The sequence below is a fragment of the Spirosoma pulveris genome (assembly GCF_054781875.1).
Genome location: NZ_BAAGTO010000006.1, coordinates 313,632 through 326,454, shown reverse-complemented (window position 1 = coordinate 326,454; position 12,823 = coordinate 313,632). Strand labels below are relative to the sequence as shown.

Genomic DNA, 12,823 nt, shown 5'->3' with positions numbered 1-12,823 from the left:
TGAGTAACGAATCGTATCGACTCGCAATACGATTTACAATTCTACATTCAGGCTAACGCCGAAATACCGCAGCAGTGGCAGCGCGGTCGATTCCAGGCCCAGCGACGAGTTGTTGACGTTGAATGCTGAAGCTTCCGGCGCAAAGCCGTCTGTCTTCCGCTGTAAGTAGAACAGATTCCGGCCATATACCCCGGCCCGGATATTGCGGAAGGGCGTGCGGCTTACCAGTTTCGCGGGCAAGCTGTAGTTAAGCGTCATTTCCCGCAGGATGACGTAGCTGGCATCGTTCAGCAACTCTTCCGACACAACGTTATCCTTGTCCGGTGCCACTACGTTCCAGTAGTCCTGCGCCCGCACCGTTTTGGTATTCGCCTGTCCGGTGCCGGTCCAGCTTCCATCGGCCGATTTCGACCCGACAACGCCTTCAGCTATGTAACTTCCATCACGGCCGGGCAGCGTCTTTTTGATCGTGCCGTACACCAGCTCCTCACGCAAGCTCTGCGAGTACACTTTACCGCCCTGGCTAACGTCGATCAGCCCCGACAGGGTGATGCCTTTGTACCGGAATACGTTGTTAAAACCGCCAATCCACTTCGGCAGCGCGTTACCCATTTCGTACAGAATCTTGGAATTTGTTTTGACCGGAAGTCCCGTAGCGGGGTCGATGATCCGATTCCCGGCACCATCGCGAAGCCACTGAAATCCGTTGCCCAAAATCGTACCGAACGGCTTGCCGGGTGTGGCAATGACCTGCACCCCCCGGTCGCTGCCGAGGATATAAGTAGATACGCCTTCTGCCAGCGAAACCACTTCGTTGCGGTTGTGCGAGTAGTTCAGCGTAGCATCCCAGGAGAAACCCGAAGCCAGTTTAACGGGCGTGGCATTAACCGACAGCTCGATACCGTGGTTACGAATTTCACCCGCATTGATCAGCCGGGAGGTAAATGTGCTCGACGGGGGCAGCGGTACGTTCAGAATCTGATTTTTGGTGCTGGCGTTGTAATACGCAATCGTTACGCCCACCCGATTTTTGAACAGACGCGCTTCCAGCCCAAACTCGTTGGACGTGGTCAGCTCATTTTTCAGGTTAGGATCGGGAATGGTCGACGCAAACGAAGCCAGCGGAATACCGCCCTGGGTATACTGGTCCAGCGAGTAATTGCCGTTGAGCTGGTAGGGACTGCCCGAGCTACCCGCCTGTGCCCAGGAAGCTCTCACTTTCAGGAAACTCAGCGTAGGACTTTGCAGCCGCAGCGCATCCGTCAAAATAAGGCTACCGCTAATGGCCGGGTAAAAAAACGAGTTGTTTTTGGGCGACAGCGTCGACGACCAGTCATTCCGGGCCGAGAAATCAATGAACGCCATCTCCTTATACCCAACCGAACCCGACCCATAAACCGAATTGATGGCCGATTCTGTCAGGCCGAAGACGTACGAATTGGTTAGCGTATTGTTAATGATGAACAGATTAGGGGCAATAAATTCATTTCCGGTATTTCCTGTTGTGCGTGAGTAATAACGCTGGTGGTTGGCCCCCAGGTTGAACGAGAACGAAATATCTTCTGAAACTTTGGGCGTAAGAGACAGCAGAACGTCGCTGTTATCTTCGCGGGTGCGGGTCACTTCTTCGGTGATATCCCCATTTTTATTGGCCGTCACGTAGGTACCCTTGTCGCGGTAGCGGAACCGCTGATCGGTATAGAAATCCGTACCGGTGCGAGCCGTCAGCCGAATCCAGTCGTTGAACTGATAACTCAGTCTGACCAGTCCGATAATCCGCTGCCGCTCGTCGGAATTGCGGGTTCGGGACATTGTCCAGTAAGGATTGGCCGTTGACGAGTTGGTGGCGTAGGTTTTTTCGAGGCCTACGAACGGGGTTGTACCATAGCCAAGTTGTTTGGAAATATCAGCCGCCGTCCAGGCCGAATTAGCCAGAATATCCATTGGCATGCTGCGGGGCTGGCTGATAAAGATATACGCCGGGTTATCGGCCGCGTCTGAAACCGTTGGCCGGTTCACGCCCTGCTGGGCAATGTAATTAACCTTCACATCAGCCTCTAACTTCGAGGTAACTTTAGCCACTGTTCGTAGGCTGATGTTGTTCCGGTTGAGGGTATTGGTCGGTACATAGCCATTGATATTTGTGTTGGAATACGCCACCCGGTAGTTCACGGCATCATTGCCACCCTCCAGACTCAGGTTGTTAACCATCTGCTTTTCGGTATTGAAAAACTTCTGGAACGTATTGGGCTGCGGGGTCAGGTTCAGCAGATTACCCCACTGGTCTTCGTAAGGCTGCCCCTCCATACGAGCGCCCCAGCTTGAGCGGGTAAATCGGTCACGGCCACCGCTCATTTTGGGAACTCCCTGGATATTGGCGGCCTGTGCTGCGGCCCAGGTGTAGATTTTACCGTCGTTGCCCCGGAAGTTAGTAAATGTACCATCCAGACCCTGGCCGTATTCGTCCTGGAAATCGGGCAGCACCAGCGCATCACCCAATGAATAGTCGATGCCGTATTTAACCCCAATTCCTTTGCGGTTCTTACCCGATTTAGTTGTAATCAGTACCACGCCGTTACTACCCCGCTGCCCGTATAGCGCAGCCGCATTGGGGCCTTTCAGGACAGAAATTGTCTCGATATCTTCGGAATTGATGTTCGAAATACCGTCGCCGTAGTCGATACCACCCGAGCTGCCGGGAGCGCGCGGGTTCTGGTTATCCATCGGGATGCCGTCAATCACATACAGCGGCTGGCTGTTTCCCACGAGCGAGTTAGCCCCCCGGATAATCACCCGCGACGAGCCCCCGGCACCGTTGGCCGAGCGGGTCACCTGCACACCGGCCATTTTACCGGCCAGCGTTGTGGCTACATTGGCTTCTTTAGCCGCCGAAATATCCTGCCCGTTTAGTTCCTGAATGGAGTACCCTAATGAACGCTTGTCCCGTTTGATACCCAGCGCGGTAACCACTACTTCGCTCAACACGGCATTATCTTCGGCAAGCGTCACCGACACATCCGTCCGGCTCCCCACGGGCACTTCCTGCCGAACAAAACCGACGCCCGAGAAAATCAGCGTTGCGGCCGGGTCGGCATTGACAGTAAACTTGCCGTTCACGTCCGTAACCGTTCCGCGCGTAGTTCCTTTTACCAGCACATTTATACCGACGAGCGGCTCTTTCTTGGCATCGAGCACCGTTCCCTGAATGGGTGTCTGAGCCCATAGTGATCCGTAAAACAAAAAGGCTATCATCGTTATGAATAGCCTTTTGATTAAAAATAAACGAAGAGTTCTTTCCATAGACTTAACAATTTAGTAATGATTTTTTAATACTAAATTAATATTAGCATTGTCAAAACTAAGCAATTAAGTTCTGTGGTTGAGCGGTTAAACCATAATTTATACAAGTACTCCGGCCATACGGCTAGTTGTGTTGAACACTTTATTCAGCTACTTGAGCGTAAGTATTTGATCTGTCTGGAGTTTTCGTTTGTAGACGGTAAACGTCTGGTCAAACTGGAGATAACCCCGACCAGGTAAAAAAGAATAGCTATTCACGAGGTTTGATACGTCGAACCGCTTTACCTGTACATACTGTTCTTTCAGGCTTGTATTGATCTGATCGACCGGCCGCAGTACCAGGTAGTCCGGCTTTAAATACGGAACGAGTTTATTCAGGTCGTTACTTTTCAACGTTTTACGTGCTTCGACCACCTCTTTTGAAGAGAGGCCCGGAAAATCGTACATTTTCATATTGGAGTAGAAGCCGATATAACCGAGACATTCCAGATAAACGGTACTACCCGGCTTGGCGTGTTCACTCAGCCATAAACCAATATTCTTTCGATTGGACGTTTCAATAAGCTGCTGCTGAACCCGCATTTGATAGGCTACACATACAAGAACGACCAATTGAAATCCAATTACGGTTACTGTGATGCTCTTGATAGCGGGGATAAGCGTCGGGCGCTTCTGACATACCCAATCAATGAAATGATTAAACTCCAGTGCCAGCGCCCATGTACAAAGCACGGTAACACTGGGGACGTACCAGGGATAGGGCGTTGGTATAACATGACTCAGATAAAACTGCGCCAGGTACGCAGCGAATGACCATGGACGAACAGCCCGCCGGGCAAACGGCAGCATCCAGTAGCTGATCCCAACAAACGTAAGCAGTTTGCTGAACAACGGGATGAGCAGGTTCCAGCCGCCAAAACTCATGTAAGCAGGGCCGTATGTTGATTGCAGGCTGTTATTTATCGAAAAAAACGATGTAATCGGGAACAGGATAAATTCTTTTGCCAGCGCTACCGTATCAAAGTAACCGAGTCCCTTTGCGGTAATGGTATTGGGTATAGGTGTGCCATAATACCACCACGCGCACGCTACCCACGGCAGGTACATAAGCAGGCCCAGCAACCCGGCGCGTACAAAATGAGAGAGCCACTCAGCCCGCGACCGAGCTAGTCGACTTTGGGGATTAAACAGAAAAATACCGGTCATAACAGACCCGATGTACACAAAACTGTCGGGGCGGCTCCACATCAAACCAGCAATGGCGAGTGCCAGCCAGTACACCGAATTATGAAGCGGAACGATAAGTGCATAGATTAATAACGACAGAAAAAAAACCATGAATGCCGTTTCCATCCCGTTTATGGAGTAATCGATGATTTTGGCATCGAGCGCTAAAACGGCCACTACCATAAATACGGGAAGCGCATACTGAACCGACTTGCGGGCACACCGGAGTAACAGCATGGCCGAAAAGCCTAATAGAGTAGCACTGACAAGCCGAAACAGCCAAAGAACTAACTCATCGTTGCTGGGGCCAACCCCATAGCTCAGGAGCGCCGGGATGAGGGTTCCCAGTGGAGAAGTGAATGTATGAAGATGTTCGCCAGGCGTAAAAACAAGACCATTTCCCATTGCCAGGTTTTTACTGGCTCGAAACGTGATATACCAGTCCTCCCAGGCGTGGTTCGTGTACAAGGCAAAGCCCAGCGTGATTGAAACCACAAGGCTAAATAGCAGCCATCGCCCAATTGAGAAATTGGGTTTATTATAAAACTTATTCATGAAGTTAGTTACGTATTGGGTATTTAGCTTCAATAATAAGACTTAGTAGGCTATATTACACAATAATTAAGTATATTAATTTTATAAAATTATAATTTATTATTACTATTTATACAAAAATATACACTTAGTGAATTTGTGCATAGGCCCAGCTTCACCATGTTGTCAACACAGCGTTCAGCCTAAGCGGTGAATCGGTTACGTATGAACCTGATCGATAGCCTGCAATTTATCAGGCCGAATTAGGGTGGGAATTACCCGTTTGGCTACCAGCCACGCTCTTTGGATCGGGTCGCCGGGAGCGGTGTACTAGGTTGCCTGTTATGGGGCCGGGCAGTTTGAAGCGTTACAATTTACTCAGTCGTTCGGCGGCTTCCTGCAAAACACTGTCGTCTTTGGCAAAGCAGAACCGTAACGTCTTGTAATCGTTCTTCTGATTGTAAAACACCGAAACCGGAATTGACGCTACTCCGATCTCTTTGGTTAGTCGGATGGCCAGGTCATAATCCGGCTCATCGGTGATAGCGGCATACGAAACGGTCTGAAAGAAGCTTCCCTCGGCGGGCCTGGCAGTAAACCGGGAGCCCTGTAAACCAGCCAGAAACAAATCGCGTTTACGCTGGTAAAAATCCGACAGCTGCCGATAGTGCGACGGTTCCTGCAGGTAATCGGCCAGAGCGTACTGAATGGGGGTTACGGTGCTGAACGTCAGATACTGATGAACTTTCCGAAACTCGGCACTGAGTTCTTTGGGGGCCAGGCAGTACCCTATTTTCCAACCCGTAATGTGAAAGGTTTTACCGAAAGACCCCACCACAAAGGTGCATTCCTGAAGTTCGGGATGGGTCATAAGCGAGTGGTGCTTCCGCCCATCGAACAGGATGTGTTCATACACTTCATCGCTCACAATCCAGATGTTGCGATTGCGGATCAGATCGGCCAGTTGGTTCAGGTCGTCGGCGGTCCAGACATAGCCGGTAGGATTATGGGGCGTGTTGACCAGGATCAGCCGGGTCCTGTCCGTGATCTTGTCACGAACCTGTTGCCAATTGATGGCGTAATCCGGCGAATCTACCGCACCGGCAGACCGGCTGGACGGGGTCAATGTCACATAAATGGGAACACCTCCGTTGAGTTCGATAGCGGGTACGTAACTATCGTAAGCCGGTTCCAGTACGATCACTTCGTCCGGTCCGGCGCTCTGACCGGGACGCACAACGGCGGTAATGGCCGCAAAGATGGCTTCGGTAGCCCCCGAGGTGATCGTCACTTCCGTTTCGGGGTCGTAGGCGACGTTGTATTCGGCAAACGTTTTCTGAGCGAGTGCTTCCCGAAGGGCCGGAACGCCGGTCATGGGAGCATATTGATTGAAGCCATTCCGGAGGTACTTTTCAACCAGCGATACCAGTTCGGGCGAGCAGTCGAAGCCGGGAAAGCCCTGCGATAGGTTGATAGCACCGGTCTCGGCCGCCAGCTTCGACATGACCGTAAAAATGGTGGTGCCTACGTTGGGCAGTTTGGAAACAAGCCCTGCCCTTGTTATTGTCGGTGTACTCATTATAAGTCAATTACTACACGAATCAATTCATAGAAGGTTATTGACTTCCAGGCTGGCGCGGGTATTCACCCGTGCCTCTTCCTAGACTCAACACTTAATGCTCACCATATCGTTTTTCGCCCGCCGTTACCGCTACTGCCAGTTTATTCTGCTTCGGCGGAATGGGGCATGTAGCGTAGGCTGTAAACGCGCAGGGCGGATTAATGGACTGGTTAAAATCAAGAACAACCAATCCTTTCCTGTCCGGTCCGGCGCTGGAAACAGGTCTGTCGGCATAGAGGAACCGACCGGCACCGTAGGTTTCGTGTTCATTAGTTGGATCGCCGAAGAGGATAAAAAGCTTGTCGCCCTCTTCAACGGCATCCAGCCGATACGTTTTGCCGGCCCGTTCAAAGACCAGCGTCCCTGCCAGGGGTTGCTGCGACGTCAGGCCCAGCACATCAATGATGGGTATAGTTGTAGGCGTCGCGGGCGTTTCGAGCCGTGCCTTTACCCGCCAGCTTTCATCGACAGGATACCGGTCGATGGTTTGAAAAACCTTTAAGTTCGGGTTGTCCAAATCCCGGAGCCGAACACCGTATTTAGGTCCCCGCTTGATGATAAACCAGCGCAGGGAACCACTTGCCAGCACAACCGGCTTCTGATCGGGCGCAAAGATAAGCAATGGTCCGGTAACGGGTTTGCCATCGGCCAGGACATCCGCCCCAGCTTTGGGCACAAACCGAACCGACTCTTTCTCTAAATAAAGCGCACCCAAATCGGCGGGCGCATCGGCAGCCGGAAAAGCCAGATCGAAGTTGGTGCCGCGCCCGAGCGAGTTTTTCCCGTTGCTGAGCCAGAATAGTCCGGCAAGATTCAGCCAGCCGGTTTCACTTTTGAGGGCGTTTACACGCGTCTGGTGCCAGGCGTCAATCTGTTCTTTGTACGATGGGCCATCGGTAGTACGCCAGCCTACGGAGGCTGCCATGGCCAGAAACCATAAGCCGAAAAAACACCTTGAGTAGTTATTTAAAGGGCCGACAGGCTGATTAATAAACTTCATGATGCAACTGGTTAAGACGATGAACAACAGAAACGATGGATTCGGCATCGAGCGACCGGTCGAAATTCTCATCCAGAAAATGATAAGCAATCCGGCGGTCCTGCCCAATTACGTACAAGGCGGGTGTGAAGGCGTCTTCCGAGATTCCCGAAATACGCTCCCAAACGGGATGGTCTTCACTGTAGACGCCAAAACGCCGGGCAACCGTCGATTCGGCATCGTACGCCACCCGAAAATCCAGCTCACCCACCTGACGAGCCAATATACTCGGTGATTCATTGGAAAACACCACCAGTTCCGCATCAGCGTCCATCAATACCTGGTTCAACCGAACCAGTGAATCAAGATACGGCCGGGCGTATCGCCCCCAGCAGGGGCAATAAAAGCTCACCACCAGTGGGCGGGCGTTCACCAGATCCAGAATGGACGTAGCAGATTCGGGCACTTTCTGATTAAAGATCGAGGCTCGCCAATTCGTTGGCGCACCGGCAAGGCTAAAAAAAGGAGCCAGATCGCCCGTAAGCAGAGGCTCAACCAAAATAGATTTATCGCGGGCCTGGGTCGTTACCGAGCGAATATCGCCTAGTTCATTCTGAAATTCGAGTGTCATATCTAGTTACGTTTACGGATGAGAGTCAAGCCACACTACCTTTCCTACCGAAAGATTTTAGCACCGAGCCGGTGATAGAAGGGCGTCTTACTGGCGGCATTTTTGGGCTGGTATTCGCCCGTTACCAGTGGAATATACATGACCCGGCGACGGCTGGCGGCCCCAATATTGGGCGACTGCTCGACGCGATGCCACAAACTGCCGTTGTGGATGGTCAGATCGCCCGCTTCAATATCGAACCCAACTTCGCGCGGGTCGGGGCGGTGGTCGATGAACTGACGTTTACGGAACAGCGTGAGCAGGGTATTTTGCTTATGCGTACCCGGTAACACCCGTAAACCGCCGTTACTCATCGGGCAGTCATCGAGGTGCAATCCCACGTTGAGCATGGGCCGGATTCGATGCCCCAGAAACAAATCGCGCGGGCTATCGGTATGCCAGCCCATACGGGAAAAATTGCTCTCTGGTGTGCGGACGTAGTGATTAACAACCAGCCCATCCTTCTCTTCCTCGCCAATACGGCCGCTGTAGGGCTGTAACAGCTGAGTCAATTCCTCCAGACGCTCATCCTGCAAAAATTCATGTAATACCGGACTGAAAAGCGAAGCAAATGCAAACCGTTGAACAATGCGCCGACCGTTCTCATCCCGACCGTATTTGATGGGCGTACCGTTGATTTTATCGACCTCTTCAGCTAGCCAACCAGCCTCCACCTCTTGCAATTCATGCAAAAAAAGCTGCACCGTTTTCCGGCTCACAAAATTTTTGATGTGGAGAAATCCATTCTTTTCGAAGAAGGCCCGCTCGGCGGCTGTTAACAGCTGCGTTGGTTGTGTGGTAATCAGATTATCAGATATAGCTACCATGGGAATCATTATTGGTGTAATTCAAATTAATTTACTTTATTCCTATTTACTATACAGATTAGGTATAGTAATGCAGTTAATAAAAAACGATTTAGAGACAGTTGAAAAAAAAGGGGATTCTATCCAGAGAAATGTAGAGGGCTTATCAGCGTTTAACAACAACACATATTCACCGCTCTGGTTGAGGTGAAATACACAGAATGGGCATTTACGCGAAACTGAGTGTGTTGCCGGGTCATTTTCATAACATTGCCGAATTTAAAAGGAGCCAATACCCCCCTTATCTGGTAGACAAAGGTGAATACATATTTTACAATTTCCAAAATTTTTATTTACGGCTTAAAAACTCATGTTTTAAGCATAAAAATTCTGCGGTAAATACAGCAAATCATTACCTTTGTTATTCTGTAATTAAAAAAAGAAAATTTTGGATTAATCTGAATTCAAAACTTAAAACCAATCTAATTTAAAATGGCACACAATTTACGAACGAGGATTAGTACCTGTATACTAGCCGTATGGGTCACTTTCCTGATTAGCCATACCGCACTGGCCCAAGACCGGCGCGTTACGGGTCGGGTTATAGCTGGCAAGGACCAACAGCCAATTCCGGGTGTAACAATATTAGTCAGAAATACTCAGTTGGGTACCACTACCGACGCAAACGGGTCCTTCAACCTTAACGTACCGGCCAATGCCACGCTGGTATTCAGCGCCATTGGCTTTGCCGGGCAAACACTAACCATTGGGAACCAGACTCAGTTAACGGTAACGCTTCAGGAAGCGGAGCAGAACCTGGGCGAAGTCGTCGTAACAGCGCTGGGTATTAAGAAAGAAGCCAAACGGTTGGGGTACGCTACCGCAATCGTCAACCCCGAACAGGTAACTACCAACCGTACGGTCAACTTCATCAACGCCCTTCAGGGTAAAATTGCGGGGGTTAACATCAGCAGCCTGGGTACGGGAGCCGCCGGAACGAGTAAAATTCGTATTCGAGGCCAGTCGTCCTTCTCGGGTCAAAACAGCCCGCTTATTGTTGTGAACGGCGTTCCTATCGACAATACCAACTTTGGCCAGAATAATGGCAATACCGGTGGCGACAACTCGATCGGTAACCGCGACCGGAACTACTCCGACGGTGGTGACGGTCTTTCGTCTATCAACCCCGACGACATTGAGGGAATGACGGTATTGAAAGGGGGTACGGCAGCGGCTCTGTATGGCTCCCGCGCCAAAGACGGTGCTATCCTGATCACGACCAAAACCAAAGGCACCGGCCAGGGTATTGGTGTAACGTTCAATAGCAACTTTACAACAGATCACCCAATGGACTTTACCGACTACCAGTACGATTACGGGCAGGGTGAGTACGGTGTTCGGCCAACAGCCCCCAACCCAACATCGGGTGTATGGAGCTTTGGAGAGAAGTTTGCCGGTCAGACACAGGTGCTGTTTGGGGGTGTAACGGTGCCTTATGCGCCCGTTCGTAACCGGATCAATACCTTCTACCGCGACGGTTCGACCTGGACCAATTCGGTTGCCGTATCGTCGGGCAGCGAAAAAGGTGGATTCAACCTGTCTATCGCCAACCTGGACAACAAAGGCATTACGCGGAACAACACCTTTAGCCGCAAAACGATCAACCTGGGTTTCAGCTACAACCTGTCGCCACGGTTAACGGTTACGGGAACGCTCAACTACTCAAACGAGTATAATAAGAACCCGCCCCAGATTGCCCAGCAGGACAACAGTACGCCAACGGTTATTTACACGCTGGCCAACTCCATGCCGCTGGACGTGCTGGAAGCCAACCAGATCAACCCAGCTACGGGCAACGAGTTTGTGTACTCGCGTTTCATGAACCGCACAAACCCTTATTTTGTCCTTAACAACAAATTTGAGAATATCCGCCGGGATCGCCTGTTCGGCAACGTTACAGCCCGCTACAACGTAACCGACTGGCTGTATGTGCAGGGCCGTGTTGGACAGGATTACTGGTCGCGCGATCAGGATTATAACTTCCCGACGGGGCAGGCCTCACTGGCAGCTGCACCGGCCGGTTTTGTAAACGGTGCGTACGTACAGGACGCCCGCCGTTTCCGCGAAATCAACGCCGACTTCCTGATTGGTGCCAATCATAAATTTGGTGCGTTTGGTGTTGACCTCACCGTTGGCGGCAACCAGTTGTACCGTCGCAGTGACCTCAACAGCGTACAGGTAACGGATTTCATTGTGCGGGGCCTTTATGTTCCACAGAACGGACGGGTGAAAGACCCAACCTATGGCCTGAGCGAGCGGAAAGTGAATTCGTTATACACGGCCGCTGAGTTCTCATTCAAAGATGTCCTCTTCCTGAATGGAACGGTACGGAACGACTGGTTCTCTACCCTTTCGCCAGCAAATCGAAGCATCCTTTACCCTTCGTTAACGGGTAGCTTCGTCTTCTCGCAGGCCTTCGACAACCTGCCCTCCTTCATCAACTTCGGTAAGATCCGGGCAGCGTATGCGGAAGTGGGTAGTGACGGCGACGTAGCACCTTACTCGAACAACCTGTTCTACTCCGTCAACGCCAACCTGTTCCCCAATCCGGCAGGTCTGGGACAGCCGGTGGGCAACATTACCTCCAGTACGGTACCCAGCGCTACCCTCAAACCCAGCCGTACGGCGGAAACCGAAGTGGGTCTGGAGTTGAAGTTGTTTAATAACCGGGTTGGACTGGACATGGCCGTTTACCGTAAAATCACCAGCGACCAGATTGTTCAGGCCCAGTCGTCTGATGCTTCAGGCTACACCAGCACACTGATCAACAACGGGCAGAGCCAGAACCAGGGTATCGAAGTATTGCTTAACCTCTCCCCCATTCGTACCAAGGATTTCTTCTGGGATATTACGCTGAACGGAGCCTATAACAAAACCAAACTGCTCAAACTGTTGACCGACAAACCGGGCGAACAGATCGTGGTTGGTAACGGTATTTACGTAGGTGATCTCCGGCAGGTTGTGGGTGAAGAACTCGGTCAGTTATACAGTTTTGGTTATGTACGGAATGCTGCGGGCCAAATCGTTCACGGGGGCGATGGGCTACCCGTCCGTACACCGGCTCCCATTTCGTTTGGATCGGCCTTGCCCAAGTATACCGGTGGTATCACCAATACGGTCAACTACAAAGGCATTAACCTGTCGTTCCTGATCGACTTCAAACTGGGCGGTAAAATGATTTCGGGTACGAACCTGAACGCATTCCGTCACGGACTACATAAAGAAACACTGGTAGGCCGGGGCGATGCCGATAACAAAATGGTGGGTGTTGGCGTGAACGATAAAGGTGAAGTGAATGCTGTTCGGGCCTTTGTGCAGGATTACTACTCGGTAGGCCGTTCCAAGAGCCTGGGCGAGCAGGTCGTCTATGATGCCGGTTTGTGGAAGCTCCGCCAGATCAGCCTGGGCTACGATTTCACCAAGCTGCTCCCAAAGACGCTGTTCATCAAAGGTATTCGGTTGAGTGCCGTAGCCAACAACGTAGCCATCATCAAAAAATGGGTACCCAACATCGACCCCGAGCAGTTTGGCTTCAGCTCAGACAACCTGATTGGTCTGGAATCGACCGGTTTGCCAACTACCCGCAGCATTGGGTTTAACCTGAATGTTAAATTTTAACCAAAATC

The 12,823-nt window shown here is 51.2% G+C and carries 7 protein-coding genes; 1 reads left to right on the top strand and 6 read right to left on the bottom strand.

Annotated features, from left to right (window positions below; translation table 11 throughout):
- Positions 1-33: 33 nt before the first annotated feature.
- The 6 genes from ACYVJM_RS21025 to ACYVJM_RS21000 form a co-directional block, all read right to left on the bottom strand.
- A complete protein-coding gene (locus ACYVJM_RS21025) occupies positions 34-3,252 on the bottom strand; it encodes a SusC/RagA family TonB-linked outer membrane protein (RefSeq protein WP_461150199.1) in 3,219 nt (1,072 codons plus the stop codon).
- Between the two features lie 198 nt (positions 3,253-3,450).
- Complete coding sequence (locus ACYVJM_RS21020; RefSeq protein ID WP_461150198.1) at positions 3,451-5,082, bottom strand: hypothetical protein; 1,632 nt, start codon at positions 5,080-5,082, stop codon at positions 3,451-3,453.
- 346 nt (positions 5,083-5,428) lie between these two features.
- Positions 5,429-6,640: a methionine aminotransferase gene (locus ACYVJM_RS21015; protein WP_461150197.1), complete on the bottom strand. Its 1,212-nt coding sequence runs from the start codon at positions 6,638-6,640 to the stop codon at positions 5,429-5,431.
- 94 nt (positions 6,641-6,734) lie between these two features.
- The gene (locus ACYVJM_RS21010; RefSeq protein WP_461150196.1) at positions 6,735-7,682 is read right to left on the bottom strand and encodes a DUF1684 domain-containing protein; all 948 of its coding nucleotides are present in this window, start codon (positions 7,680-7,682) and stop codon (positions 6,735-6,737) included.
- Positions 7,669-8,292, bottom strand: coding sequence for a peroxiredoxin family protein (locus ACYVJM_RS21005; protein ID WP_461150195.1), 624 nt, complete (start codon positions 8,290-8,292; stop codon positions 7,669-7,671). The genes ACYVJM_RS21010 and ACYVJM_RS21005 overlap by 14 nt, the downstream gene beginning before the upstream one ends.
- A gap of 44 nt (positions 8,293-8,336) precedes the next feature.
- Complete coding sequence (locus ACYVJM_RS21000; protein WP_461150194.1) at positions 8,337-9,158, bottom strand: phytanoyl-CoA dioxygenase family protein; 822 nt, start codon at positions 9,156-9,158, stop codon at positions 8,337-8,339.
- Positions 9,159-9,629: 471 nt separating this feature from the next.
- Here ACYVJM_RS21000 and ACYVJM_RS20995 point away from each other — a divergent pair, with 471 nt between their 5' ends.
- On the top strand, positions 9,630-12,815 hold the full coding sequence (locus ACYVJM_RS20995; RefSeq protein WP_461150193.1) for a SusC/RagA family TonB-linked outer membrane protein: 3,186 nt from the start codon (positions 9,630-9,632) through the stop codon (positions 12,813-12,815).
- The last annotated feature ends 8 nt before the right edge of the window (positions 12,816-12,823 follow it).

Coding starts and splice junctions, on each gene's coding strand:
- ACYVJM_RS21025 (WP_461150199.1), bottom strand. CDS start 3,252: ATGATAGCCTTTTTGTTTTACGGATCACTATGGGCTCAGACACCCATT.
- ACYVJM_RS21020 (WP_461150198.1), bottom strand. CDS start 5,082: ATGAATAAGTTTTATAATAAACCCAATTTCTCAATTGGGCGATGGCTG.
- ACYVJM_RS21015 (WP_461150197.1), bottom strand. CDS start 6,640: ATGAGTACACCGACAATAACAAGGGCAGGGCTTGTTTCCAAACTGCCC.
- ACYVJM_RS21010 (WP_461150196.1), bottom strand. CDS start 7,682: ATGAAGTTTATTAATCAGCCTGTCGGCCCTTTAAATAACTACTCAAGG.
- ACYVJM_RS21005 (WP_461150195.1), bottom strand. CDS start 8,292: ATGACACTCGAATTTCAGAATGAACTAGGCGATATTCGCTCGGTAACG.
- ACYVJM_RS21000 (WP_461150194.1), bottom strand. CDS start 9,158: ATGGTAGCTATATCTGATAATCTGATTACCACACAACCAACGCAGCTG.
- ACYVJM_RS20995 (WP_461150193.1), top strand. CDS start 9,630: ATGGCACACAATTTACGAACGAGGATTAGTACCTGTATACTAGCCGTA.